22 protein-coding genes are annotated in these 25,252 nt (G+C 59.9%); 6 read left to right on the forward strand and 16 right to left on the reverse strand.

Annotated features, from left to right (window positions below):
- Positions 1–119 precede the first annotated feature (119 nt).
- From FHT78_RS08730 to FHT78_RS08765, 8 genes are all read right to left on the reverse strand, one after another.
- Positions 120–1,253, reverse strand: a complete 1,134-nt coding sequence (locus tag FHT78_RS08730) for a glycosyltransferase (protein ID WP_183742603.1) — start codon at positions 1,251–1,253, stop codon at positions 120–122.
- A complete protein-coding gene (locus FHT78_RS08735; RefSeq protein WP_183742605.1) occupies positions 1,250–2,497 on the reverse strand; it encodes a glycosyltransferase family 4 protein in 1,248 nt (415 codons plus the stop codon). Before FHT78_RS08735 ends, FHT78_RS08730 begins: the two co-directional genes overlap by 4 nt.
- Positions 2,498–2,508: 11 nt before the next feature.
- Positions 2,509–3,717, reverse strand: a complete 1,209-nt coding sequence (locus FHT78_RS08740; RefSeq protein WP_183742607.1) for a glycosyltransferase family protein — start codon at positions 3,715–3,717, stop codon at positions 2,509–2,511.
- A gap of 95 nt (positions 3,718–3,812) precedes the next feature.
- Positions 3,813–4,988 carry an ABC transporter permease gene (locus tag FHT78_RS08745; RefSeq protein WP_183742609.1) on the reverse strand — a complete coding sequence of 392 codons (1,176 nt, stop codon included), beginning with the start codon at positions 4,986–4,988 and terminating at the stop codon, positions 3,813–3,815.
- A complete protein-coding gene (locus tag FHT78_RS08750; RefSeq protein ID WP_183742611.1) occupies positions 4,988–5,986 on the reverse strand; it encodes an ABC transporter permease in 999 nt (332 codons plus the stop codon). Before FHT78_RS08750 ends, FHT78_RS08745 begins: the two co-directional genes overlap by 1 nt.
- A gap of 3 nt (positions 5,987–5,989) precedes the next feature.
- The gene (locus FHT78_RS08755) at positions 5,990–7,894 is read right to left on the reverse strand and encodes an ABC transporter substrate-binding protein (protein ID WP_183742613.1); all 1,905 of its coding nucleotides are present in this window, start codon (positions 7,892–7,894) and stop codon (positions 5,990–5,992) included.
- The gene (locus FHT78_RS08760) at positions 7,894–9,783 is read right to left on the reverse strand and encodes an ABC transporter ATP-binding protein (RefSeq protein ID WP_183742615.1); all 1,890 of its coding nucleotides are present in this window, start codon (positions 9,781–9,783) and stop codon (positions 7,894–7,896) included. The genes FHT78_RS08755 and FHT78_RS08760 overlap by 1 nt, the downstream gene beginning before the upstream one ends.
- A gap of 183 nt (positions 9,784–9,966) precedes the next feature.
- Entirely contained in the window at positions 9,967–11,307 is a 1,341-nt protein-coding gene (locus tag FHT78_RS08765; RefSeq protein WP_183742617.1) for an adenylate/guanylate cyclase domain-containing protein, read from the reverse strand.
- 406 nt (positions 11,308–11,713) lie between these two features.
- Here FHT78_RS08765 and FHT78_RS08770 point away from each other — a divergent pair, with 406 nt between their 5' ends.
- The gene (locus FHT78_RS08770) at positions 11,714–13,063 is read left to right on the forward strand and encodes a nucleotide sugar dehydrogenase (RefSeq protein WP_183742619.1); all 1,350 of its coding nucleotides are present in this window, start codon (positions 11,714–11,716) and stop codon (positions 13,061–13,063) included.
- Here the strand turns inward: FHT78_RS08770 and FHT78_RS08775 are convergent.
- Positions 13,053–14,228, reverse strand: coding sequence for a DUF3095 domain-containing protein (locus tag FHT78_RS08775; protein ID WP_183742621.1), 1,176 nt, complete (start codon positions 14,226–14,228; stop codon positions 13,053–13,055). The two genes, FHT78_RS08770 and FHT78_RS08775, sit on opposite strands and share 11 nt — an antisense overlap.
- 121 nt (positions 14,229–14,349) lie before the next feature.
- Here FHT78_RS08775 and FHT78_RS08780 point away from each other — a divergent pair, with 121 nt between their 5' ends.
- Positions 14,350–14,829 carry a class I SAM-dependent methyltransferase gene (locus FHT78_RS08780; protein ID WP_183742623.1) on the forward strand — a complete coding sequence of 160 codons (480 nt, stop codon included), beginning with the start codon at positions 14,350–14,352 and terminating at the stop codon, positions 14,827–14,829.
- Between the two features lie 7 nt (positions 14,830–14,836).
- Here FHT78_RS08780 and FHT78_RS08785 read toward each other — a convergent pair whose 3' ends face one another.
- Positions 14,837–15,292 carry an Rrf2 family transcriptional regulator gene (locus tag FHT78_RS08785; protein ID WP_183742625.1) on the reverse strand — a complete coding sequence of 152 codons (456 nt, stop codon included), beginning with the start codon at positions 15,290–15,292 and terminating at the stop codon, positions 14,837–14,839.
- A gap of 137 nt (positions 15,293–15,429) precedes the next feature.
- Here FHT78_RS08785 and FHT78_RS08790 point away from each other — a divergent pair, with 137 nt between their 5' ends.
- Positions 15,430–16,332: an NAD(P)/FAD-dependent oxidoreductase gene (locus FHT78_RS08790; protein ID WP_183742627.1), complete on the forward strand. Its 903-nt coding sequence runs from the start codon at positions 15,430–15,432 to the stop codon at positions 16,330–16,332.
- 12 nt (positions 16,333–16,344) lie between these two features.
- Here FHT78_RS08790 and FHT78_RS08795 read toward each other — a convergent pair whose 3' ends face one another.
- Positions 16,345–17,223, reverse strand: a complete 879-nt coding sequence (locus FHT78_RS08795; protein WP_183742629.1) for an FkbM family methyltransferase — start codon at positions 17,221–17,223, stop codon at positions 16,345–16,347.
- Positions 17,223–18,938 (reverse strand): adenylate/guanylate cyclase domain-containing protein, encoded by a 1,716-nt coding sequence (locus FHT78_RS08800; RefSeq protein ID WP_183742631.1) that lies wholly within the window; start codon positions 18,936–18,938, stop codon positions 17,223–17,225. Before FHT78_RS08800 ends, FHT78_RS08795 begins: the two co-directional genes overlap by 1 nt.
- A 191-nt stretch (positions 18,939–19,129) precedes the next feature.
- Between FHT78_RS08800 and FHT78_RS08805 the strand changes: the two genes are divergently transcribed.
- Together FHT78_RS08805 and FHT78_RS08810 are read left to right on the forward strand one after the other, a co-directional pair.
- Positions 19,130–20,224 (forward strand): glycosyltransferase family 4 protein, encoded by a 1,095-nt coding sequence (locus FHT78_RS08805; RefSeq protein WP_183742633.1) that lies wholly within the window; start codon positions 19,130–19,132, stop codon positions 20,222–20,224.
- Positions 20,214–20,981 carry a polysaccharide deacetylase family protein gene (locus tag FHT78_RS08810; RefSeq protein WP_183742635.1) on the forward strand — a complete coding sequence of 256 codons (768 nt, stop codon included), beginning with the start codon at positions 20,214–20,216 and terminating at the stop codon, positions 20,979–20,981. Before FHT78_RS08805 ends, FHT78_RS08810 begins: the two co-directional genes overlap by 11 nt.
- On the opposite strand, the gene FHT78_RS08815 is transcribed toward FHT78_RS08810, so the two are convergent.
- From FHT78_RS08815 to pcaD, 4 genes are all read right to left on the reverse strand, one after another.
- Positions 20,963–21,793 (reverse strand): MBL fold metallo-hydrolase, encoded by an 831-nt coding sequence (locus FHT78_RS08815; protein WP_183742637.1) that lies wholly within the window; start codon positions 21,791–21,793, stop codon positions 20,963–20,965. The genes FHT78_RS08810 and FHT78_RS08815 overlap by 19 nt on opposite strands.
- 412 nt (positions 21,794–22,205) lie before the next feature.
- On the reverse strand, positions 22,206–22,973 hold the full coding sequence (locus FHT78_RS08820; protein ID WP_183743457.1) for an SDR family oxidoreductase: 768 nt from the start codon (positions 22,971–22,973) through the stop codon (positions 22,206–22,208).
- A gap of 26 nt (positions 22,974–22,999) precedes the next feature.
- On the reverse strand, positions 23,000–23,152 hold the full coding sequence (locus FHT78_RS08825; RefSeq protein ID WP_183742639.1) for a hypothetical protein: 153 nt from the start codon (positions 23,150–23,152) through the stop codon (positions 23,000–23,002).
- A gap of 101 nt (positions 23,153–23,253) precedes the next feature.
- Positions 23,254–24,057, reverse strand: coding sequence for a 3-oxoadipate enol-lactonase (gene pcaD / locus FHT78_RS08830; protein WP_183742640.1), 804 nt, complete (start codon positions 24,055–24,057; stop codon positions 23,254–23,256).
- A gap of 251 nt (positions 24,058–24,308) precedes the next feature.
- Here pcaD and FHT78_RS08835 point away from each other — a divergent pair, with 251 nt between their 5' ends.
- Entirely contained in the window at positions 24,309–25,247 is a 939-nt protein-coding gene (locus tag FHT78_RS08835) for an NAD(P)-dependent oxidoreductase (RefSeq protein WP_281412837.1), read from the forward strand.
- The last annotated feature ends 5 nt before the right edge of the window (positions 25,248–25,252 follow it).

The following is a 25,252-nucleotide window of genomic DNA, read 5'->3' on the forward strand; positions in this document are numbered from 1 at the left end:
ACCATGCAGTCAGACCGCCGATATCGCAACGAAAACAAGGCGGAGCGGACTAATGTCGAAACGCCGATTCTCGCCGGAATTTTTCTTATATCACATGAATTTTGGAATAGGCGAGGGTTTCAACCGATCATTGAACGAATGATGCTTGCACTTTTGGCAGCCCCGTCGAGATCGAGGGACGTGGCCGGACGCAATGGTGCTGCAAGTGCCCGTTCGACCGCAGCCTTGAGATCCTCGAACGTCAGCCCCTCCTCCGGCAGAATTTCGGCAAGGCCAAGCGCCTGCAGTCGTTCGGCGCGCACCGTCTGTTCCGTCTCACCGGCGGCCACGAAAGGGATGAGGATCGGGCGGCATTGTGTGCGCAGGAGATCACCCACCGTGTTATAGCCGGCCTGCGAGATCGAGACTTTAGCGCCGCCCAGGAGGGAGGGGAAATCCTTGCGAAAGCGCACCATCGTCACATTAGCAGGCGCATCTTCCGACAATGTTGAAAAATCGGCCGCGGGAAGATTGGGGCCGGTAATCAGCAGCCAGCTGATATCGGCAGGCAGCAATGCTGCCGCACCGCGCGTGGCGCGGATCAGTTCCAGCCCGACGGCGCCGCCGCCTGCCGACGCGATAATATCGAACGTCTCGGCCGGTTCCGGCGCGGGCGGCGGAGCAACGAGACCGGTATAGCGCAGCCGGCCGGCGATCTCTGCCGTCAGCGGAAAGGTATCCTCCAGACGTACGAAGTCCGGGTCGCCATGGACGAGTACGGCGTCGAAATGGTCCTTGATGAGTTTGACGGTTTCCTCGTCGCGGCCGGGTTTGCGATTTTCCTGCAGGATGTCGCGTACGGAACTCAAAAGCTTCGGCCGCGGACTGGCCCTTTCGACCGCATCGAGCAACGGCAGCAGTTCGAAGCGCATCTGCCTGCGGCCGAAGGGAAAAGCCTCGATGATGACGACGTCTGGCTTCGTTTCCTCGAAGGCTTGCAGAAGCAGGTCGCGCCGTCTGGAAAGGAATTCCTCGCCCGCCGCCTGTCCATCGGCATCGGCCAGGCCGGAAAAGCCGACATTGCTGGCGACGACCGGCGGCAATTCGACTGTTCTGACACCCTCGCCCGGAAAACCCGGTACGGGCAGTCCGCCAGTGACGATCGTCACCTCCAAACCGTCCTTCACCAACGCATTGGCGATACGGCTCGCGCGCGCCATATGGCCGATACCGAGCAGATGCTGGACATAAAAGAAGATGCGGGGAGCCGTCATGACGCCTTCTGCCATTCTGCCTCGAACAGGGCGCTCAACTGCCGGATACTGGAGTGATAATCGAAATGACCGCGCACGCGCTCTTCGGCAGCGTCGCCGAGCCTCTTGCGCAGATCGGGATCGCGGATCGCCGTCTCGAGCGCTTTTGCAAGAGCTGCCGGATCTTCCGCCGGCACGACCAGGCCGTTCTCGCCATCGCTCAACAGTTCCGGCACGCCTGAGACATTGGTTGAAAGGCAAGCGAGCCGCTGACTGGAGGCTTCGACCAACACATTCGGCAAGCCGTCGCGATCGCCATTGGCGGCGATGCGGCAGGCAAGCGCGAAGAGATCGGCGCGGCGATAATGGTCGAGCACGTCTTCCTGTGCCAGTGCGCCTTTCCAGGTGATGCGCTCGGCAAGGCCGAGTTCAGCGGCGATCTTCTTCAGTGTCGAAAGCGCCTCGCCGCCCCCGATATGATCCATGCGCCAATTCAGTTCTTTCGGCAGCAAGGCAAGGGCACGCAGCAGTATATCATAGCCCTTCTTTTCCACGGCACGGCCGACGCTGAGGATGAAGGCGGGGTCGGTAGGGTCGCTGCCATTGCGGCTGGAGTGCTCGCCTGCGAAATGGCCGAAGCGGGCGAGGTCGAGGCCGTGATAGCTCAGATGCACGGCATCCTTGCGGTCCGTCAACGTTTTCATATGCTCATAGCCGGCGCGCGTGCAGGTCACTGCCCAACGGGCGTTTTTGAGCTTTTGGCTGATATCCCAGTCCGGTGATGTCCAGATATCCTTGGCATGAGCGGAACATGTCCATGGCGTGCCGGTCAGGATGCTCGCATACTCCGTCACCGAGGCGGGTGTGTGGATGAAATGGGCATGCAGCCATTCGCCCTTATCGGGCCATTCGCGTGCCAGCACCAGCGCCTGGCCAAGTCGACGGAAACGATTGCGGGAGATATCGCGCGGCAGATCAGAAAAGAAACGCTTCATCAGCGCGCTGAAGCCCGGTTTCGAAAAACCGGAAAAAACGCCCTTCAGCACACGGATCGGCTCTTCGTGCAAATATTCCGGCAAATAGACGATCGGCGCCTTGATCTCGTCATGCACGGGGTGGCGCTTCTTGTCGGTCGGCCGGCGCATGGAGATCAGCGTCAGGTCGAAGCCGGCCTTTTCGAGACCGAGCAATTCCTGGGCGATGAAGGTTTCTGAAAGGCGGGGATAGCCTTTCAGCACGACGAGAATCTTGCGGCGTGGCGGCAAAGGACGGCTCTTTATTCTGCGCCGACAAGCGAAAGGTGGCGTCCGCGGCTGTCCAGCCATCCGCCAACGGTGCGGGAAATCTGGTTCAGTCCTTCAAGATGCATATTGCTGCCGCTTTTCGACGGCGGCAGTCGTGACGGCAGCTGCTTGAGCGTTTCAGCCATGATGGCTGGGTCGGCTGATTGCTCGGGCGGCAGCATGTCGACGAGGCCAAGCTCACTGGCGCGGCGGGCGCGCAAAAGCTGCTCTTCGCGGGGGGCGACGCGGGGCACGATCAACGCCGGCTTGTCGAAGGAGAGGATCTCGCAATAGGTGTTGTAGCCGCCCATGGCGACGACGGCGGTGGCGCCGTCGATCAGCTCTTCCATGTGGTTGTCGAACTCGATCACTTCGATATAGGGGATTTTCTCGCCTTTCCTGACAAGCTTTGCGCGTTCTGCCGCCGGCATATAGGGTCCGAGCACGACGAGCGCCTTCTGTCTCAGGGTCTCATCGGCCTCATAAGCGTTCATGACATCGTGAACGAGATCCGAGCCGTCACCGCCGCCTCCCGTCGTGACCAGGATGTAGTCGTCCTTGCGGGCGTTCACTGAGTTCTTGCCCTTGGAAACGCTGCGCTGCAGAAAGCCGACGAAATCCATCTTGCGACGAACACTGGGCGGTACGTCGAGGCCAACAAGCGGATCGTAGAAATCCGGTGGCCCATAGACCCAAATGCTATCGTAATACTGGTCGATCTTCTGCATGACGCTGTTTCTCTTCCACTCGGCTTCGAGCAGATGCGGTGCGTCCATGATCTCGCGCAAACCAAGCACCAGAGTGGTGCCGCGCGCCTTCAGATAGGCAAGCGTCTCCTCAATCTCACCCTTCAGACCCATCGGCTCCTTGTCGACGATGAAGATATCGGGCTGAAAGGTCTCGGCGGTGTGACGAATGCTCGCTTCGCGCATCTTCAGCGTATCCTGAAGGTCGATATGGCTGGCGAGAGACGTGTATTCCCCGTTGCGAAGCTTGATGACGCTTGGGATTTTCACGAAATCGACGCGGGCACGGTAGTCGAAAGCACCGGCAATCGTCGCACCTGATATGATGAGGATGTTCAGGCCGCGATAATCCTCAACGAGGGCATGGGCGATCGTGCGGCAACGGCGCAGGTGGCCAAGGCCGAATGTGTCGTGGCTGTACATGAGGATGCGTGCATCTTCGAGACGTCTGGCCATAGGTGTGCCCTCTGAGGTGGACGACATACTTCTACCACCCCCGGAAATCGGAGGCCACGATTCGACGGACGCGAAGCGCGCCGCCGAACTCGACGCTATTTGTAGGGATCTGCCGCATCGCGCAAGCCGTCTCCCAGAAAATTGAACGCCAAAATTACCAGCACTACCGGAACGATCGGAAACAGCAGCCACGGGTAGAAGGCGATGACGCTCACGCTCTTGGCCTCCGTCAGCAGGATGCCCCAGCTGGTAATGGGCGGTCGCAAGCCAAGGCCGAGGAAGGAGAGTGCCGTCTCACCGAGAATCATTCCGGGGATGGAAATGGTTGCGGATGCGATGAGATGCGACATGAAGCCCGGCACCAGATGCCGACCGATGATACGGGGCGTGCTGGCGCCCATGAGCTGGGCTGCCTGGACATAGTCTTCTTCCCGCAATGCCAGAAGCTTGGAGCGCACGGCGCGGGCAAGCCCCGTCCAGTCGATGATGCCGAGAATGACGGTGATGCCGAAATAGATGACGATCGGGCTCCACGTCACCGGCATGATGGCGGCAAGCGCCATCCAGAGCGGCAGCGAGGGCAGTGATTGCAACACTTCGATCAGGCGCTGCACGATGAGATCGAAGATGCCGCCCCAGTAACCGGCGAGACCGCCGATGACGATGCCGAGCACGAAACTGATGCCAATGCCGATCAGCCCGATGGTCAGCGAGATACGGGCGCCGTAGAGAATGCGTGAAAGCACATCGCGGCCGAGCCGGTCAGTGCCGAGCAAAAACATCTGTCCGCCGATCGCCGGGCAAATCAGATGATAGTCGGAAGAGACAAGCCCCCAGAACTTGTAGTCATCGCCGCGGCAGAAAAAGCGGATCGGCTGGATGTCGTTCTGCTTGTCGCTGTAGAGCCGGTGCAGGGTATCGATATCGAGCGTCATCTGCCGGCCATAGACGAAGGGGCCGACAAAATTGCCCTCGCTGTCGAAAAGATGGACGCGCTGCGGCGGCGAATGGATGAAATCGACGTTGCGCGTATGAAGCCCATAAGGCGCCAGGAACTCGACGATAAGGATCATAAGGTAGATGGCGGCAAGGAAAATTCCGGATGCAAGCGCCAGCTTGTGGCGTTTGAACTTCCACCACATGAGTTGCTTCTGCGAGGCGAGATGGATCCGCGACTGGGCCGAGGTCATCGTTTCCGTTGCGATCGGATCGAACGGGGCGGTCGAGACATAATGCGGCAGCGGCGCACCGGGAGCGGGTAGGGGCGACATTATTTGGTGCTCCTGCCTTGCAGACGGATGCGCGGATCGAGGAAGCCGAGCGCGACATCGGAAATGAGTACGCCAATCACGTTCAGGAACGCGAGGAACATCAGGAACGAGCCTGCGAGGTACATGTCCTGGCTCTGCAGCGCCTTGATCAGCATTGGTCCCGTCGTCTCCAGCGACAGGACGATGGCGACGATCTCGGCGCCCGAAATGATCGACGGCAGAATGGAGCCGATATCGGCGACGAAGAAGTTGAGCGCCATGCGCAGCGGATATTTGACCAACGCCCTTACCGGATGCAGGCCCTTGGCGCGTGCCGTCGTCACATATTGCTTCTGCATCTCGTCGAGCAGGTTGGCGCGCAAGCGGCGGATCATGCCGGCTGTCCCCGCCGTCCCGACGATGATGACCGGTATCCAGAGATGGGCGAGGATCGATCGGGCCTTTTCCCAACTCATCGGCTGATTGAGATATTGCTGGTCCATCAGATGGCCGATCGAGAGCCCGAACCAGACATTGGCGAAATACATGAGGATCAGCGCCAGCATGAAGTTGGGGATGGCGATTCCGAGCAGGCCGAGAAAGGTCAGTCCGTAATCGCTCCAGCTATATTGATGGGTCGCCGAATAGATGCCGATCGGAAAGGCGATCAGCCAGGTCAGAAGGATGGTCGAGAAAGAGACGAGGATCGTCAGCCACAGGCGGTCGCCCACCACGTCGGAAACCGGCAGCTGATATTCGAAGGAATAGCCGAAATCGCCGTGCAGCATGCCGCCGACCCAGTAGAAGTAGCGCACAATCTCCGGCTGGTCGAAGCCGTATTGATGGCGCAGTTCTTCGATTTCCTGCAGGTTTGCGGTCTCGCCCTGGGCGCGCAGTTCGGCGATCTGGCTTTCGAAGAAGTCGCCGGGCGGCAATTCTATGATGACGAAGACCAGAGCCGATATCACGAGCAGGGTCGGCACCATGGCGGCAATGCGCCAGAGGATATAGCGGATCATCGCTCAGGCCTCCTTGAACCAGAACGTATCCGGCATGTAGACGCCGAGGAACGAGGTCGGATCGAAGCCGTAGAGTGCATGCTCCGGCATATTCCGCATCTTGGCTGATCTAAGGATCGGCTGCAGCGTGCTGTTGATCAGGCCGATCGAAAAGACCTGCTGGGTATAGAGGGACAGCATCCTGTGCCAGATAACCTCACGCTCTTCCATCTTGGCGCTGGCGCCCCATTGGTTCAGAAGATCCACAAGCTCGGCCGCCTCCGGCAGGTCAGGCGCCTCGCCCTCCTGGCCGGCCGAAAGATAGTACATGCCCCAAAGCGGCCATTGAAGCTGGTCGTCAAGCGTGGGGGCCAGTCCATAAGGAGACATGTCGGCTGTCGGCACTCCGTTATCCAGCCCGTACCAGATCGACATCATGATCGAACCGCTCATGGCGCGATTGCGAAAGACGTCGCGCTGCGAAGTGCGGGTAAAGAGCGCCAGGCCGACATTGGCCCAGTGATCGTGCACGAGTTCCAGAACGTCCGTGTCGAGATTGCTTTCACCGGCAGTCTCAACGGTGATTTCGGCGCGCCGACCGTCCGGCAGCAGCCTGATGCCGTCGCTGTCGCGCTTGTCGAGGCCGAGTTCGTCAAGCAGCTTATTGGCCGTGTCGGGGTCGAAATTCACATAGGCATCGGCATATTCCTGCCTGAAGAGCGGACTTTCGGGCAACACCGTATCGGCACTCGCTTTGCCGAGACCGTAAAAGGCGACCATGTTGATCTCATGCCGGTCGATTGCCAGCGACAAGGCCCGGCGAAAGCGCACGTCGCGGAAGAGTACGCGCCAGGCTTCGTCGGCGACGTTGAGGTTCGGCAAGAGCGTCACGCGCGAGCCGCGTGCCATCTTCCAGAGATCGACTTTCACCGGGAAGCGCTTTTCCGCCTCTTTCAGGAAGGTGTAGTCGTTGAAGTCGATACCGGTCGCCTGCAGGTCGGATTCGCCAGCACCCGCCTTGGCGGCGATGATGGAGGAAGACGAGACGTTGAGGATGAAGCGGTCGAGATAGGGCAGTTGCACGCCGTTTTCGTCGACGCGGTGGAAGAAGGGGTTGCGCTCGAAGATGAACTGATCGGCCGGCGGAGCCGTGCGGTTCTGCCAGGGATCGAGCGTCGGCAGGTCGGGATTGTTCGGCCGTGAAGCGAGCGCCATCTTGATGTGCAGGTCGGCCCATTTCTTGGCGCGGCTTTTTTTCATCAGCTCTTCCAGCTTGGCCTTGTCCTGAAAACCCTTGTGGAATTGTTTCAAATAGTGGCCGGGGCCGTAGATAACGAGCGGCAGAGGTCCGGCGAGCGATGACAGGAAGACCGGGTTGGGCTTGTCCCAGCTGTAGCGCACGGTCAGTTCGTCGAGCACTTCGAAGCGCGGCAGGGAGCCGTGGGGACGCAGCTCAAGCGCGCCGCCGCCGGGCGTCAGTTCCTTGTTGAGGATGACGTCTTCCCACCAGTAGCGGAAGGCTTCGGCCGTGAAGGGATGACCGTCCGACCACTTATGTCCCTCGCGCAGACGAAAGGTGAAGACCGTATCATTCTCCGAGGTGAAGTCGCGCAGGATATCGGGCTGGAACAGCAGCTTCGTGTCGTAGCCGACCAGCCGCGAATAGCCGTAGACGGTCATGTAGCGGATGTCGCGCACGCCGCCGATGATGGTGCGCACGCTACCGCCATAGGTGCCGGGTACACGGCCCATCTCCTTGAGGTTGATGATACGCGGCTGCGCAGGAATGCGCTCGGCCATCGGCGGCAGGCTGCCGTCGGCGAGCTTCGCCTTCAAAAATTCGGGCTCGGCGATCTGCTGGGCCACGAGCACCGAAGGGGCGATGGTCGAGCCGATCAGGCCGCCAAGGAATACGCGGCGCGTCACCATCAGACCAGCTCCTTCGCATCGGCGCCCTTGCGGGCGCGCACCAGATGGCCGCCGCCGAGATCGGCATAGGCGAGTTCGGAGGCATCGTCATGGTCGGCCCTGAAGACACGGCCCCAATTTTGCTTGTCGGCCGCGCCATTTTCCTGCAGTGCCTTGAAGTCGAGCGGCCGGTCAAGATCCGGGAAGGGAACGGCGGCAAGCAATGACTTCGTATAGGGGTGAACCGGATCGCGCAGGATGATTTCACGCGGCGCGATCTCGACGATACGGCCCTTGCACATGACGGCGATGCGATCAGCCATGTAGTCGACGACGGCGAGATTGTGCGAGATGAAGAGATAGGTGAGCCCAAGTTCTTTCTGCAGATCCTTCAGCAGATTGAGGATCTGAGCCTGCACCGAGACATCGAGAGCCGAGACCGGTTCGTCGAGAATGACGAGCTTGGGACCGAGCGCAAGCGCCCGGGCGATGCCGATGCGTTGACGCTGGCCGCCGGAGAAACTGTGCGGATAGCGGTTGAGATAGCGCCGGTCGAGGCCGATCGCGCCCATCAGCGCCTCGACCTTGGCCTTGCGATCGGCACTGTCGCCGCGATCATGGATTTCGAGCGGCTCGCTGAGAATATTGCGCACCGTCATGCGCGGCGAAAGCGAAGAAACGGGGTCCTGAAACACCATCTGTATCTTGGTGCGTAAATCCTGCAGTTCCGAACCCTTTACGGAGAGGACGTCGATGACATCCTTGCCGTCGTTGAAGACGACCGCACCGCTATCAGGCGTGATCGCGCGCATCAGAATCTTGCTGACCGTGGTTTTGCCGCAGCCGGATTCGCCGACGAGCCCGAGACATTCGCCGCGGCGGATATCGAAGCTGACATCGTCGACAGCGTGCACGATGGTGGCCTCCTGGCCGCCGAAGAAGCTACGCTTGCGCGTTTTGTAGGTCTTGGAAAGGTTGGCGACGGAAAGGAGCGTGCTGGGCGCTTCCTTTTCGACCGGCTTCTTCTTGCCGATCAGCGATTCCAGATTGACCGGAACCTCCCTCAGGGCTTTCAACCGCTCACCCGGCTTCATATCGAAATGCGGAACAGCGGCCATCAGAGCCTTGAGATAGGCATGCTGCGGATTACGGAAGATCGCCTCGACCGGACCGGCTTCCATGATCTCGCCGTGATAGATCACCACCACTTCATCGGCCATATTGGCGACGACCCCGAGATCGTGCGTGATGAGCAACATGGCCATGCCGAGCTTGGCCTGCAGATCGCGCAAGAGTTCGAGGATCTGGGCCTGGATCGTCACGTCGAGCGCCGTGGTCGGCTCGTCGGCGATCAGCAGCGCCGGCTTGCAGATCAGCGCCATGGCGATCATGGCGCGCTGGCGCATGCCGCCTGAAAGCTCGAACGGATACATGTCGTAGGTGCGTTTCGGATTGGAAAAGCCGACGAGGCCGAGCATTTCCTCGGTGCGCTGGCGCGCTTCCTTCTTGTCGGCATCCGTGTGGATCAGCAAAACCTCGCTGATCTGATTGCCGACCGTGTGGAGCGGCGAGAGTGACGTCATCGGCTCCTGGAAGATGGTCGCCATGCGCCGGCCGCGCAGGTCGCGCATATCGGCGCTGTCGCGCGACAGGGAGAGAATATCGGTCGCCTTGCCATCCAGCGGGTCGGTAAACAGGATGCGACCGCTCGCATGAGCGGGTGCCGGCAGGATGCCCATGATCGCTTGGCTGATGACGGATTTGCCGGAGCCGCTTTCGCCAACCAAGGCAGTCACATTGCCCGGCAGAATGCGGAGATTGGCTTCCTTTACGACACGCAGCCGGTCGCCGAAAACGGAGAAGGCGACGTCCAGATTCTCAATACGCAACAAATCGGCTGCTGACGCCATACCAATGAAATTCCCCAGTCTTTATGTGTTCCCGTTAAGGCACACTACCGTACCGTAAACGGGGTGTCCAGTTGATGACAGGCATGGGGAAAAGCGGCGCATGGCACCTGTGTTGAAGGCGCGTGATGCGAGGCTTCTGATATACGGTGCAGCTGCTAAAGCGGCTGCAATGTTTGCGCGTAATTACTGAATGAATTTTTCGATCGGCGTACGTTTTACCTGTTTCTTGTCGCGGTGAAGCATGATGACCTGTTCGGCTTCCGAGAGGCCGTTCTGAACGGATTCGCGGAAACCGTCGTCGACATGAATGGCAGATGCGGGCGCGCGCGGCTGCAGCACTGTCACCTTCTGGCGGATTCCGCGCAGCTTTTCCTCGCCGAGCGTGATCCATTCGCCGCCGCAATAGCCGGCAAAGGCCTGGCTCGCGACGACCTCGCGGCTGTATTTCTTCGTCAATACCTGCAGGCGCTGCACCTCGTTCACTGCAGAGCCGAAGGCGGAGAAGGTAAGGCGGTCCTTCAGGCCAACATTGCCGAACATGACGTTGCCGACATGCAGGCCGATGCCGTAGCCGATCTTCGGAAGCCCCTTCGCCTCGCGATCCTTGTTCAGCTCGGCAACCCGCGCTTGAGCGTGATGCACCGCGGAAAGCGCCGCCTCACAGGCGATTTTGGAGGGGTCCTTGTGGCGGCCGCAGGGATAGACGGCCAGGAAGCCGTCGCCGAGGAAGCTCAGGATTTCGCCGCCGTTGCGGTTGAAGGGTGCGGCGATCGCATCGAAGAACTGATTGAGCGTATCGATATAAGCCTGCCGGCCTTCCTTCTCGGCATACATGGTCGATTCGCGCATATCCGCCATGACGAGAGCGGCACGGATCGTCTCACCGTCGCCACGACGAACCTGGCCGTTCAACACGCGTTTGCCGGCATCGCCGCCGAGATAGGTGGTCAGCATATTGTTGGCGAGCTTGGCAAGCACCGCCATCTTGGCGGCGACCGCCAGGTGGTTCTGCATGCGCAGCAGCGCGTCGATCATGTCGTCGGAAAAACCGACCGGGCTGTCGGTCGACCATGAACCCATCATGCCCTGCACCGAGCCGTCACCGAACGGCTGCACGAAGGCGAGGTAATCGGTGATCTTTTCCTGCCGCAGATCCTCGAAAATCGGGAATTCATTCGGGCCTTCAGGCATGATACGGCGACGGATATGCTGCAGATTATTGTCGAGAAGATGGAAATAGGGGCTCTGCAGGAAACGATCCTGCTTCTGGCCAGCCGGCATCCGAAAGCCTTCGATGGTTACGCCGCTCGCGCGCTTCCAGGTGAAGCTCAGTGCGTCGTAGAGCGGATGCAGCATCGAGAAGGTCAGGTGCACGCGCGCGAGTGGTAGACCGGCGGCAGCAAGCCGCTCGCAGAAACCGCGCACGATGTTTTCAAGGTCGTCACCGGCCAGCGAAGAATTCGTCAGCCACTCAGCAACACGGTCCAACAAAATGGAGGATACGCTGGATTCGATCGTGCTCATTCTTGGTATTATCCTCATGTCGCACGTCCATCCCGAAAGGCAAAAACGACCCAGACCTGCACATTCACGACGAGCAGATCACAAAGAAATCAGGATGTACGAGCGGTATTATCGTGTCAACGATTGCCAACGGCCGGCTGTGACACCCGCCGGCTTCCGACCTCCTGGAAACTGGCGAGCAATCTTTGCAAAGTGGTTCATTATCATCTGCCAAAATAGGCACGCTGAAAGTGCGAAACAATGGCATCAAGAATTTTTTTGTGCGCCCCGGTTGCCAAATTGGCGCTCCGTCACAGCCGGTTAATGAAGCCGGAGCTTGGTACGGTCAGGCGCCATGAAGAGGCCGGGTTTAATTTGCCGCGATCATGCATTAGATCAGCGTTCGGATTCACTTTTCGCAAGAGGCATGGCCTTGGACGCACGTTCCTCCACCTTCGGGACACTTTCAAAGAAGATTGAGACGCGCACCGCACGTGCCGGCATCATCGGTCTCGGTTATGTCGGTCTGCCGCTGGCGATGGCCGTGGCGCGCAGCGGCTTTGCCGTGACCGGCTTCGATATCGATCCTAAGAAGATCGTCGCGCTGGATGCCCGCCGCTCCTATATCGATGCGGTGACGAATGAGGCGCTGACGGCAGAGATCGATGCGGGGCGATTCTCCTCGACGACCGATTTCGCCGGACTTGCGGATTGCGACGTAATCGTCATCTGCGTGCCGACGCCACTCACCAAGCATCGCGATCCCGATCTTTCCTTCGTGGAAGCGACCTCGCGGTCGATCGCCGCCCATCTGCGGCCGGGCCAGCTCGTCGTGCTGGAATCGACAACCTATCCCGGCACGACCGACGATATCGTGAAGGTCATCCTCGAAGGAACGGGGTTAAAATCCGGCTCTGACTTCTTCGTCGGTTTCTCGCCGGAGCGTGAGGACCCCGGCAACCAGCATTACCACACCGCGACGATCCCGAAGGTCGTTGCAGGCGACGGCATGCAAGCCCTATCGCTCATGAAATCTTTCTACGGTGCTGCCGTCTCGACCGTCGTTCCCGTCTCTTCCAATGCGACGGCGGAAGCGGTCAAGCTCACCGAAAACATCTTCCGCTCGGTCAATATCGCGCTCGTCAACGAGCTGAAGACCGTCTATGCGGCAATGGGCATCGATGTCTGGGAAGTCATCGACGCTGCCAAGACCAAGCCGTTCGGTTATATGCCCTTTTATCCCGGCCCTGGTCTCGGCGGCCACTGCATTCCGATCGACCCTTTCTACCTCACCTGGAAGTCGCGCGAATACGAGCTGCCGACCCGCTTCATCGAGCTTGCCGGTGAGATCAATTCGGCCATGCCACGTTATGTCGTCGGCAAGCTGGCCGAGGCGCTCGATGTCCGTGCCGGAAAAGCGCTCAGCCGCTCGCGGGTCCTCGTACTTGGCCTGGCATACAAAAAGAACGTCGCCGATATCAGGGAAAGTCCATCACTGCGCCTGATTGAAATCATAGAGGAGCGCGGCGGCAAGGCGGATTATCATGATCCATTCGTCACCGAGATTCCGCCGACCCGTGAATATCAGGCGCTGAAGGGCCGGCAATCCATCGACCTGACGCCGGAAGCCATTGCGGCATATGACGCGGTTCTCATTGCGACCGATCATGACATGATTGACTACCTTACTCTCTTGGAGAACGCCAAACTGATTGTCGATACCCGAAATGTTTTAAGCCGCCTCGGCCTTTCGGCCGATCACGTCATCAAGGCGTAACGAGCGCGGCGGAAAGCCGCTTGCCGGTGATCTGGCTGGCAGCGACCGCATAGCCACCGGCGGCACCATCGATGAAGTGCATGTGGTCGCGCGAAAGCGGCGTCGGCACGAAGCATGTCACCAGTGCCGATGACTGGCGGTGCAGGCCGTAGCGAGCCACGCCTCGTTCCTGCGCCTGCTTCAGCAGCGTCTCGATGCGGGCGAGATGAGCGGCATCCACGTCGATAGTCATCTTCAGTCCGTCATCGAACTTTCGGAAATCCGAATTGCCCGCGATGTCCTTCTTATAGCGGCGAGCGTCGAAATGAGCGAAGGTGAGGCCGAGTTTGTGCAGGAAAACGATCAAGCCGGTCTGCAGGAAAATAAACAGCTTTTGCCGCAGCCGTTTGCCTTTGGGCGCCGTCGCATTCACCTCTCGATTGATACCCGTCATCGAAAAGGCAAATTCCGGCCCGTCTTCCGGCACTGGATGGCCATTGCGGTTCTGCTCGGCTGTGATCGAAACGATGCCGGCGACGAGAGCCTGGAATTCCGGGCCGGAACCAGCTTCGCCGGGGACGGCGATGACAGAGACGATCTCGCCGTTGCGGGCCTCGATCGGGCTCCAGCGGCAGGATAGGCCCGTCAGATCGGGACGGGTGCCGGGTGCGGCCTTTTCCACGCCATATCGGCCCATCTTCATGTTCTTTTCGGCCCAGATCGTGCCGCCGCCGGAGAACATCGCGTAGGTGACATAGGGACTTGCCGAATAGCGGGCGACGCGCACGTCGAGACCTTCCGCGCGGATATCGGCGATCGGCACGATGGCGATACGCAGATTGAGGTCAAGATCCTCTTTCACCCAGACCTGTGTCGCGGCGAGCGCTTTTCGCGCTTCATTCTCAAACGAGGCTGGCAAGGCGAGCAGCGCGCCGTCGCCCGCGAAGACAAAGGGATAGTCGCCTTTGCCGACGGCGTTCAGCACCGCGGAAATGACGCTGGCGCCGGCCATATTGACGTCCTTGTAGCGGCCACCGGAAATCGCTTTCGTCGAGCCGACGATATCGGCCATCGCCAGCACCCACCCTTCGGGCAGCGGCTGGTAATTGCTCTCATCGGTCACGCCTTCGAAGTCGCTGAAGACAGGCACGTCGGCGAAGAATGCGTCGTTGGACATCTCGTTCATGAGGCTGAGTTTATCACAGACCCGTGTTGCCGCTGCAACGGCAATTTGCGTTTCCGGCAATCGACTTACACTGCGTCGATATGGTAGCACCGCTGACATATTTTATGATGGACAGGACAAGATGAGCCGCCTCGACAGCTTCATTCGCCGATTGACGGCTCAACGCGATATTCTCAACGCGATCATTGACCTGGTAGAAGAGGTGGAGGGGCCGGTGCTCGAATTCGGTCTCGGCAATGGCCGCACCTACGACCACCTGCGCGAACATTTTCCCGATCGACGCATTATCGCCTTCGATTGGGAGATACGCGCCTATTCCGCCTCTACGCCGCCGGCCGAAAATATGGTGACGGGCAATATCCGGGACACCGGCCAGGTTTTCCTCGGAACCAATGCCGCACTCGCCCATGCCGACATCGGCACCGGCCATGACGAGATCGATGCCGTGACGTTGACCTGGCTGCCACAATTGATGGCTGGCGTGCTTACCCACCATGGCATCGCCGTGAGCGGCCTGCCACTGGAACATCCCGAGCTTTTGCCCCTGCCTCTGCCCGGCGGCATCAAGGAGGGGCGCTATTTTCTCTACCGCAGGAAATGATCCGCGCTTATGAAGCGCAGGAATAGGGCGTAGCCGACAGCGCTGAAAATTTTGCCTCGAAGTCGGCCGCGATTTTGTCCAGCGTCACGTCGCCCAACCGTCTCAGGAGCAGGGCCTGGGCCTCCTTCATCGCGTCCTCGAGGGCGGCATTCACGGCTTGTTCCACAAGGCATTTCGGCTGGTCATCGGCCGGGCCGATGGCGAAAAGATGCGGTTCGCCGATGGCGTTGTAGACATCAAGCAACGTGATTTCCGACAACGGGCGCACCAGCGTCCAGCCCCCGCCATGCCCTTTTTCGGAACGGACATAGCCCTGTTCTCGAAGGCCGGCCATGGTGCGGCGGACGACGACGGGATTGGTGTTCAGCATCTTTGCAATCATTTCCGAGGTCACCGAATGTTCATGCCGATCCATGTGGATCAGCACGTGCAGCATGCGTGAAAGGCGGCTGTCATTGCGCATGGGGTCCTATTCCTGTCGATCGAGTGGCCCCATTATCACAAGCAGATCGTAACAAGACAAGTAACATGATGCTTGACCGTAACACTTCATGTAACTTATGTTGCTTCATGATGAGGACGCCATTAAAGGAGAGTTTTATGTCATTCGAAGTCATCGTCATCGGCGGAAACTTCGCGGGCCTGTCCGCGGCCATGCAGCTTGCCCGGGCGCGACGACGGGTTCTGCTTGTCGATGCAGGCACGCCACGCAATCGGTTTTCGCCGGCGTCGCATGGCTTCCTGGGCCAGGACGGTCAGACGCCCGCGGCGGTCATGCGGGAGGGGAAGCGGCAGCTTTCGCTTTATCCGAACATCACCATTCGCGACGGAGAAGTTGTTCAGGCGCGTGCGGATGGCGATGAATTCGTGATCGACATCAAGGGCGGTGGCCAAGAAAGGGCCACGCGCATCGTTCTGGCAATCGGCATAAGCGACACACTGCCTGAAATCTCCGGGCTGCGAGACCGATGGGGGCACTCCGTGCTGCACTGCCCCTATTGTCACGGTTATGAGGTGAGCGGCGGTAAGCTCGGTGTGCTCGCAAACCATCCGCAGTCGGCACATGCGGCCATACTCATTCCCGACTGGGGAGAGACGACCTATTTCACGCAGGCGCTGTTCGAGCCCGATGAAGAGCAACTCGTACGCCTGACCGCTCGTGGCGTAAGGATCGAACGCAGCCCTGTCGTGGAATTGCTAGGCGATAGTCCCAGGCTTGAGGCCGTTCGCCTTGCCGATGGCCGGGTCGTGCAGCTGGACGCCGTGTTCGTCGCTCCGAAAACGGCGATGGCGAGCCCGATTGCTGAACAGCTCGGCTGTGTCTTCGACGACGGTCCGTTCGGCCCGGTTATCCGGACCGGCGATAATAAGGAAACCACCGTCAACGGTGTTTTTGCCGCCGGCGATGCGGCAAGCGCCATGCATAACGCCACGCTCGCTTCCGCCTCGGGCGTGCTCGCAGGCGTGCATTGCCATCAATCGCTGGCAATGCGGGCCCGATAGTTCTTCTTCGGTCTAAGGCAGGAACAGCACGTTATATTGATCGAATGCACCCGGCAGATCACGGACTTTCATCTCCTTCTCGCCGTCCTCGAAGACAACGAGACAATCCTCGTAGAAGCCGGCGAGCGTGCGAATGAAGGCCGTCGTGCCCTCCGGGCCATAAAAGAGCGGCGTGAATTCCATATAAAGAGGAGCGCGGCGGGCAAGCAACGGCTGCATCGAGCGGCAGGCTACCGGCTCATAACCCTCAATATCCATCCAGACGAGGCCGATGGCAGTCTGGTCGATGCCGAGACCGTCGAGAATGCCGGTCACGGACCGCACCGGAACTGTGATCTTCCGGTCGCTGGCGCTCTGGCGGATGGCGCTGCTCTTGCCGTGATTAGCGCTGTTCAAAAAGAAGTCGATCTTGCCTTCGCCTTCGCCGGCAGCGCAATTGACGAGGCGCACCGTGTCGATAAGACCGTTCTGGCGGATGTTCTGTTCCAGAAGGCGGAAATTGCGCGGGTCGGGCTCGACGCTGACGATCCCTGCAAATGCGCGGGCGAGCGCAAAATAGACTGTCTGTGTGCCGATATTGCCGCCGATCTCCAGCAGCATGCTGTCCTTCTTCAGCAGGCCGCGCTGGCGCAGGATCACGAGCAGCCGGTCGACTGCCTCGCGCTCGAAATGGCCCTTCCGGAAGACCTTGCGGCCGATATAGTCGGCGGGTGAAAAACTCATCAGGTGATCGCCGGCATCGACGGTCATGGAGGTCACGCGCGGCCCGATATTCTCGATCAGCAGCCGGCGGCCAAAGCGGGTATTGAAGAAACGCGTGGCCAGCGCATTGCGTGCCTTGCGCAAACGGCGCTTCCAATATTTGCCTGTAAGCCATGCTTGGCCGGACATTATTGTCTTTCCTTGAGCGGTTCGGCGGCTTTCTCTCTCGGAATGACATAGACTTTCAAGGGGAGTGCCCGGCCACGCACATTGATTTCGCAGCTTTCGATCGTTTCCGGATTGATGCCGGCGCGCATCGCGACCGGCTCGGAAATGACGATCGCAGCGTTGAGCTCCTTTGCCGCCGTCTCCAGGCGGCTTGCGACATTGACCGTATCGCCGACGGCCGTCAGACTGCGCACCCGCCCATAGCCCATCGTGCCGACGACGGCCGGGCCGGCGTGGATGCCGATTACGATCTGCAACGGCAAAGGCAATTCGTCGGACAATTCGGCGGCGAGCTTCTCTACCTCGGCAACAATCGCTGTTGCGGCTGCCATAGCCTGCCGGCAGGCTTCCTCAGGCGTGGTGTTGAGGCCAAAGAGTGCCATGGCGCCGTCGCCGATGAATTTGTCGAGCCGCCCACCGGCCTGTTCCACCGCTTTGCCGACGATTCCGAAATAGCGGTTGAGCAGGAAGACGACGTCGAAGGGCAGGCGGGTTTCGGTGAGCGTGGTGAAATGGCGCATGTCGCAGAAGAGCACAGCGATCTCGCGCTCGCGGCCGGGACTGGTTTCCTGGCTGTTGGCGGGAAGGGCAGCCTCCGTCTGCGGCACGAGCAGCGGCGCGACAGTCAAGTCCTTATCCGGGCGGAGCTGACAGGCGAGGCGTACATCCGGTGCCGCATTGATGCGCTTCAGCGTCGTCTGCTCCAGCTTGTCGGGCGGCGGCAGGGTCCAATAATCGCTGAGGATCTGCACGCGGCAGGTGGAGCACTGGCCCTTGCCGCCGCAGACCGAATAATGCGGCAGGCCGCCAAGCCTGCTTGCCTCCAGCACAGTGAAGCCGCGCGGCACGCGCACGGTCTCGCCGCCGGGATAGTGAACCGCAACTTGATTGGCCCGCTCCTTTAGCCTGCGGCGCGCCCTTGCCAGGATGACGAGGGCAAGCGCTGCGGAGAAGCTGCCGTAGAGCCCGGCGCGGATCGTCGCGATGTGCTCGCGTGCGTCGGGATCGCTGTCATAGCGGGTATTGATCATTTCTTCGTAATGTCCGGCTTCAGCCTCGATATACGAGGGATCGGACAGTGTGCGGCCCATCTCGACGAAACCGAGCAGCGCCAGCACTGGCAGGAGGATGGCGATCGCCAAAAGCAGTGATGAGGAATTGTCGTACCAGGGCCGATAGCGAAGCCAGAAATGGATGCCGATACAGCCATGGATCCAGACGGCGAGCAGTGCGAAAGTCTGGCGCACGCCGTTCTGCGGCGAGTTGATCCAGAGCGTGCGAACGATCGTTTCGTAATTGTCGGCATAGCCGTAGAGCGCATGGACGATGCGGGTGCCGATGACATGGTCGATGAGCAGCAGTGGAATCAGAAGGCCGAGAACGATCTGCGCCATCTCGTTCTTCGGCATGACGAGGCTGCGGCGCATATAGAGCCCACGCAGCACCAGCGTCATATGGACAAGGACCGATCCGTAAAAGAGTAGCGTGCCCAGCGGATTGCGCCAGATCGCCAGAAACAGCCGGCGCGCATCATCGGCCGCTGTCAGCGAAACAAGCCCCAACGCATGGTTTGACATATGCAGGATGATGAAGACGAACATCACAAGGCCGGAGCCGAGCCTGGCCTTCCTGATCGCGCGTTCCGAAAAAATCTCTGTGGCCCAGACCGTGGTCATCAATTCCTGTTCTTGAAGCTCAAATCGCAAATGCACTAGAGAAGACGAAAAAGGGCGGAATTATCGTCTCGTCTAATCACGATCGCTTCGGTATGCCTGCCTGTATCGTTCAAGATAGTGACAATAGCGGAAATTTTCGCTTACGGCGCGAGCGCCGATTGGAAACACACTGTCACAACCGGAGTGTCGCGATGCGGATCGCTTTCTATGCGCCGATGAAATCGCCCGATCACCCGGTGCCGTCAGGCGACCGGCTGATGGCGCGGCTGTTGATCCGCGCGCTGGAAGTGGCGGGGCATTCGGTCGAGGTCGTGTCCGAATTCCGTATCCATGCCGGCACGCCGGAGGCGGCGGCCGATGTGCTGGTGACGGCGGAAGACGAGCTTCAACGGTTGCAACGCAAATGGCGGGACGAGCCGAAGCCCGAACTCTGGTTCTGTTACCATCCCTATTACAAGTCTCCGGATCTCTTCGGTCCCACCATCGCGGCGCAATTCGCCATTCCCTATGTCACGGCGGAAGCCTCTTATTCGCGCAAGCGCGACGGAATGGGCTGGGCCGCCTTTCAGAAACGGGTCGCTGACGCCATCCGGCAGGCGGCGATCAACATCGCCTTTACCGAACGCGATCGGAAAGGGTTGGAAGACGTCTTTCCCAAAGCGCGTATCGCCGAGGTAAGACCTTTCATCGAAACAGCGCTCTTCGAGGCGATAACGCCCACTCCCGATCCGCAACGCCTTATGACCGTGGCCATGATGCGGGCGGGCGACAAGATGGCGAGCTACAAGATGCTCGCTGCGGCACTACGCACAATCGAGGATCGGCCCTGGACACTCGGCATCATTGGCGACGGGCCCCTAAAGACCGATGTGCAAGCGCTGTTTGCGGGTTTTGCCCCCGGTCGTATCGACTGGCTCGGCCAGCGGGAACCCGAAGAAATAGCCGACCTGCTTTCGATGAGCGGCATCTATGTCTGGCCGGGCTGCGGCGAAGCCTATGGACTTGCCTATCTCGAAGCGCAGGCGGCGGGCCTTCCTGTCGTGGCGCAGAAGACGGCCGGTGTGCCTGCCGTGGTGGAGGCCGACATGACCGGACTATTGACGCCGGATGGCGATACGGAAGCCTATGCGCGGGCCATTGCCGGACTGCTGGAGGAGCGCGGGCGCCGTGACGCCATGGCATCCGCCGCCCGCCGTTTCGTCATCGATGAGCGCTCACTTGCCGGCGCGTCACATCAACTGGATTTGATCCTACGCAATCATGCAGGAGCAGCACATGATCGATAGCAGCATCCGCGAGCCGTTGTATCGGGAGTTGGAGCGCTGGCGTACCGCTGGCCGCGTGGCTCGGCTCTGGCTGCGGGATGACGATGCAATCGAGCCGACGGCGGCGCTGGAGCGACTGCTCGCCGAGACGAAAAACTACGGCATCCCCGTGACGCTGGCGGTCATTCCAGCCTTTACCGGCGCGCCGCTTGCCCGACGGCTTGCAGATGAGGCGCATGTCAGCGTGGCGGTTCACGGCTGGGCGCATCACAACCATGCCGGGCCGGATGAGAAGAAGCAGGAACTCGGTGGGCCACGTCTGGAGGAAGCTGTTCTCAACGAGCTCTATGAAGGCTTCCTGAAGCTGAAGGACCTCTACCCGACACGCTTTCTGACCATGCTGGTTCCGCCCTGGAACCGGATCGACAAGGGGCTCGTTCCCAAGCTTCCCGCACTCGGCTTCGAATCCCTTTCCACTTATGGACGCGTCAGGGGGGAAAGCCAACTCGCCGTCGTCAACTCCCATGTCGACCTGATGGACTGGCACGGCACACGCGGCGGCCGGCCGACGGCAGACCTGATCGGCGAACTGGTTGCGGAGCTAAAGGACAGGTTCGAGGGTCGCAGCGAGCCGATCGGCGTGCTCGGGCATCATCTGGTGCATGACGCGGCCGCCTGGGATTTCCTTGCCGAACTCTTCGAGGAGACGGCGGGCCACCCTGCAGTGGAATGGGTCTCGGCAACTGCGTTGGTGCAGGATCAGACGTCGACCACCTGATTGTCGCGGGCGGCGAAGGCGCCGGCAAAGGCGGCCTGCGCCTCGCTTTCCATAACGGCAAGCTGGTCATCGGTGCGCGAGGGCGCATGATGGAACAAGGCGAAGCGCTTTGCGCCCGCCATTTTCGCAAGTTCAGTGCCATGCTGCCACGTGGAGTGGCCGAAGCCCTTGAAGCGCTGCATCTCGTCTTCGTTATAGGTGCAGTCGTAGACCACGAGATCGGCGTCCTTCATCATCTCAAGCGCCACCGGATCATGCGTCCCCGGAATGTGCTCGATGTCGTAGATCAACGCCACGATGCGGCCCTTCCAATGAATGCGATAACCGATCGCGCCGCCCGGATGGTTCAGCATGTAGGTCTGCATTTCGACGCCTTCATGCGGGGTCAGCGTCTGGCCCGCGTGGAAATCACGGAAGTTCATCGTCGCCTGACAGATATCGGTCTTTACCGGAAACCAGGGCGGGCTGATGAACTGCTCGACCATTTCGCGCGTGCTCATCTTGCCGTCCAGGTGGCCGGACCAGATGTTGACATTGATCGACGGGTAGTAGATCGCCTTGAAGAAAGGCAGGCCGATGATGTGGTCGTAATGGCAGTGGCTGAAGAAGAGATCGACATCGCGGACTTCATCCGCAAGAAGCGAAAGGCCAGCCTCCCGCAATCCCGAGCCCGCGTCGAAGATCATCCGGTGCTCGCCGCAGCGAATTTCTATGCAGGAGGTGTTGCCTCCATATTGGTCGAATTCCGGGCCTGACACGGGAATGCTTCCCCGAACGCCCCAAAATTTTACCTGAAACAGATCGTTACTCATTTTCCTTCAAACCAGCTTTCCCGCTTCGTCATCGTAGTCACCATCGATCTCGATGCGAAGCTGCAGAATTCCACGGGTTTGCCTATATCCCCTCGCGCTCTTCCAACGGCTAGCCGAAGAAGAAGTAGATTTTCCTAAGCAATCGGCTTTTGGCTCAGAATGCAAGCCGGTATGGTTCGTTTTCGGTAAACGTTCCGGCATATGCGAGGTCGCCATATTTCCCGCGGGATCGTGCATCTTAAATGGTTGCGCGCGACCGAAAATGCAAATCTCTGCATTTCTGCGGTGTTAAGCCGTTGCACTATTCCATAATCCGGGCGGAAGATTTTCGCGGAACAGGTCCAGTCAGGTGGGCACAGCTCTGAGCACAATGCGGAATCTTCGCTCGCAAGGGCGGTTATAGCGACCGCTCTTAAAGCGAGGCGGTGATCCCGCCGTCCACCATCAGCATATGACCGTTGACAAAGGACGACGCGTCCGACGCCAAGAAGACGGCGGCACCCACTAGTTCTGCGACATCGCCCCAGCGGCCAGCCGGTGTGCGGGTCTCAAGCCACGCGGAAAATTCAGGGTCATCGACGAGCGCCTGATTGAGCGGCGTCTTGAAGTAGCCAGGCGCGATGGCATTGACCTGCAAGCCGCGCTTTGCCCAGTCGGTCGCCATGCCGCGGGTGAGATTGCGCACGGCACCTTTGGTGGCCGTATAGGGCGCAATGTTCGGACGGGCGAGTTCGGCCTGTACCGAGGCGATATTGATGATCTTGCCACGGCCGCGGCCGATCATTGCCTGTGCCACCGGCTGGCTCACATAGAAGATGCTGGACACATTGGTGCGGAAAAGCTCGTCCCATTTTTCGACAGGAAAATCCTCCAGCGGTGTGCGGAACTGCATTCCGGCATTGTTGATGAGAATATCGATCTGGCCGATCTCCGTCTCGATATAGGTGATAGCCGATCGGCAGGCCTCAGCATCCGTCACATCGAAGGCGGCGCTGACTGCATGGCGTTTCTGCTCGCGGATTGTCTCGGCTGCCGCCTCCGCCTTCTGGGCATTGCGGCCGTTAATGATGACGGAGGCGCCGTGTTCGGCAAGGCCGAGCGCCAGAGCGTAGCCGATGCCCTGGCTGGAGCCTGTCACGAGCGCGCGGCGGCCGGAAAGATCGAAGAGCGGAAATGTCACGGGATCACCCTCTGAAATCAACATGCTTACATAGCCGGTTTGACCGCTGCCGTGCAGAGGCGATGAGTTTGTCCCCAGACGTTGATATTGCCGACCAGTTTCGTTGCCAGGCGCAGCGAGGCGACGGTCGCCATCGCCATCGGCAGCAGGACAAGCCATTCGAGCAATCGGGACCGCACCCGGTTGCTCCTTATGGACGAGCGAATGGTGGAAGGCCGAGAGCCGCTTGGTGGCGACGGGCCGCCTTGCCCGCCGGCCTGACGTTCGGATGCACCATTGCTCATGGGCTCTTGTCTCCGATAGATGAGAGGAAGGCGCGGATGATCGCAGTCAGCGCTTCCGGCTGTTCGACGGGCGGAATATGAGCGCAGTCTGTGATCATTTCGTAGCGCGCGTTGGGAATCAGCTTTGCCGTTGAAAGCACCAGATCCGGCGGCGTCGAACCATCCTGATCACCGACGATGCAGATGGTCGGCACCTTGATCCTGCCCGCGGCCTCGGTGAAATCGGCGTCGCGGACCGCCGCACAGGTGGCAACATAACCTTCAACCGGCTGGCGGATCAGCATGTTGCAATAGCCGGCATAAGCGATGTTTTCCGGCCGGCGGAAAGCCGGCGTGAACCAGCGCTCCATGACCATGTCGACGATGCTGGCAATGCCATTCTTCTCGACAGCGGCGATACGACTGTTCCAGCTATCGGCTGTCCCGATCTTGTGGGCAGTGTCGCAAAGGATCAGCGCTTTCACCAGATCCGGGCGGCGCTGGTAGAGCGACTGGGCGATCAGGCCGCCGACCGAGAGCCCACAGATGACGGCGTTCTTCACCGAAAGCAGATCAAGGAGGCCGGCCAGATCGGTGGCATGGTCCTCCATGGCGTAGGGCACCTGGCCGATGTCGGAGAGACCATGGCCGCGCATGTCGTAGAGGACAATGGCATAGTCACCGGCAAGACGCACGATCACATCTCGCCAGATGCGGAAGTCCGTACCAAGTGAATTGGTAAAGACGATAACCGGCCTGTCAGCAGGCGCGCCGATGAGCTGGTAGTGGATCGTTACGCCGTTGATACTGGCAAACTGCACTTTAAATCTCCTCCACGCGCAAATTGGGCGAGTTGATCCGGTTAAGTAGGTGAAATTTACCGGCTTTCCAATAACTCAGGGGTTGATACGAGCGAGACGAAGAGACCAGTCGGACCGACGGTTGCGCGCTGTGCAGCCGGCCTCCCGCTCGTTGCTGCTCTTGATCCTCATGGAGACAATCCGCACGGCGGTGCTGGAGAATTTCAGGCTAACCCGCGCCTGCGCACGAACCTTCAAGACAGACGTCTCATTTGCTCGTAGCATCGTTCCCTTGGGCATCCAGAGAGGCGGAAGCAATGACAACAGGCTTCATCGGTCTCGGCGTTATGGGCACGCCGATGGCGCTCAATCTCGCGCGGGCAGGCACGGATCTCATCGTCTGGAACCGTTCGCCGGAAAGCGCTGAGACGCTACGGACAGCCGGCGCCGAGGTTGCCGCGGATGTCGACGAAGTGTTTGTCAAAGCCCGAACCGTCATCCTTATGCTTGCGACGGCGGCGGTGATCGACACGGTTCTCGGGCGCGGCACACCAGGTTTTGCCGAACGTGTAGCCGGACATGTCGTCATCCATATGGGGACCACCGCGCCCGAATATTCGAAAGCGCTTGAGTCGGATATTCGTGCCGCCGGCGGCCGTTATGTCGAGGCGCCTGTTTCAGGCTCGCGTCGGCCGGCAGAGGCAGGCCAGCTTGTGGCCATGCTTGCGGGAGATGCGGATGTTGTCGAAAAGATTCGTCCGCTTTTGAGACCCATGTGCATGGAAACGGTTGTCTGCGGTGCCGTGCCGAATGCGCTCCTGATGAAGCTTGCCGTCAATATATTTCTGATCACGACGGTGACGGGGCTGGCGGAAGCAGCGCACTTTGCCGCCCAACAGGGATTGGACATGGGACTTTTCAAAGCCGTCGTCGATGCCGGCCAGATGGCGAGCGGCATCTCGCGCATCAAGAGTGGTAAGCTGGTGGATCGGGATTACTCAGTACAGGCGGCGATCTCTGACGTGTTGAAGAACAACAGGCTTGTGGCCGAAGCGGCGCGGCAGGCAGGTATTGCCTCGCCGCTGCTCGATGCCTGCCATACACTTTATGCCGAAACCGAAAGCCTGGGATTCGGGCGCGAGGATATGGCGGCTGTCATCCGCGCGCTTGAAGCGCGGACGGAAGCGCTCGGCCAGTCTTTTGCCGACTGAACGCC

Source organism: Rhizobium sp. BK196 (genome assembly GCF_014193255.1).
Lineage (GTDB): Bacteria > Pseudomonadota > Alphaproteobacteria > Rhizobiales > Rhizobiaceae > Rhizobium.

What these genes read in the sequence shown, in the direction of transcription:
- FHT78_RS08765 (WP_183742617.1), bottom strand. Translation starts at nt 11,307, where the DNA reads ATGAGCACGATCGAATCCAGCGTATCCTCCATTTTGTTGGACCGTGTT.
- FHT78_RS08800 (WP_183742631.1), bottom strand. Translation starts at nt 18,938, where the DNA reads ATGACCACGGTCTGGGCCACAGAGATTTTTTCGGAACGCGCGATCAGG.
- FHT78_RS08810 (WP_183742635.1), top strand. Translation starts at nt 20,214, where the DNA reads ATGATCGATAGCAGCATCCGCGAGCCGTTGTATCGGGAGTTGGAGCGC.
- FHT78_RS08790 (WP_183742627.1), top strand. Translation starts at nt 15,430, where the DNA reads ATGTCATTCGAAGTCATCGTCATCGGCGGAAACTTCGCGGGCCTGTCC.
- FHT78_RS08770 (WP_183742619.1), top strand. Translation starts at nt 11,714, where the DNA reads ATGGCCTTGGACGCACGTTCCTCCACCTTCGGGACACTTTCAAAGAAG.
- FHT78_RS08815 (WP_183742637.1), bottom strand. Translation starts at nt 21,793, where the DNA reads ATGAGTAACGATCTGTTTCAGGTAAAATTTTGGGGCGTTCGGGGAAGC.
- FHT78_RS08795 (WP_183742629.1), bottom strand. Translation starts at nt 17,223, where the DNA reads ATGTCCGGCCAAGCATGGCTTACAGGCAAATATTGGAAGCGCCGTTTG.
- FHT78_RS08805 (WP_183742633.1), top strand. Translation starts at nt 19,130, where the DNA reads ATGCGGATCGCTTTCTATGCGCCGATGAAATCGCCCGATCACCCGGTG.
- FHT78_RS08750 (WP_183742611.1), bottom strand. Translation starts at nt 5,986, where the DNA reads ATGATCCGCTATATCCTCTGGCGCATTGCCGCCATGGTGCCGACCCTG.
- FHT78_RS08780 (WP_183742623.1), top strand. Translation starts at nt 14,350, where the DNA reads ATGAGCCGCCTCGACAGCTTCATTCGCCGATTGACGGCTCAACGCGAT.
- FHT78_RS08775 (WP_183742621.1), bottom strand. Translation starts at nt 14,228, where the DNA reads ATGAACGAGATGTCCAACGACGCATTCTTCGCCGACGTGCCTGTCTTC.
- FHT78_RS08760 (WP_183742615.1), bottom strand. Translation starts at nt 9,783, where the DNA reads ATGGCGTCAGCAGCCGATTTGTTGCGTATTGAGAATCTGGACGTCGCC.
- FHT78_RS08730 (WP_183742603.1), bottom strand. Translation starts at nt 1,253, where the DNA reads ATGACGGCTCCCCGCATCTTCTTTTATGTCCAGCATCTGCTCGGTATC.
- FHT78_RS08745 (WP_183742609.1), bottom strand. Translation starts at nt 4,988, where the DNA reads ATGTCGCCCCTACCCGCTCCCGGTGCGCCGCTGCCGCATTATGTCTCG.
- FHT78_RS08755 (WP_183742613.1), bottom strand. Translation starts at nt 7,894, where the DNA reads ATGGTGACGCGCCGCGTATTCCTTGGCGGCCTGATCGGCTCGACCATC.
- FHT78_RS08740 (WP_183742607.1), bottom strand. Translation starts at nt 3,717, where the DNA reads ATGGCCAGACGTCTCGAAGATGCACGCATCCTCATGTACAGCCACGAC.
- FHT78_RS08785 (WP_183742625.1), bottom strand. Translation starts at nt 15,292, where the DNA reads ATGCGCAATGACAGCCGCCTTTCACGCATGCTGCACGTGCTGATCCAC.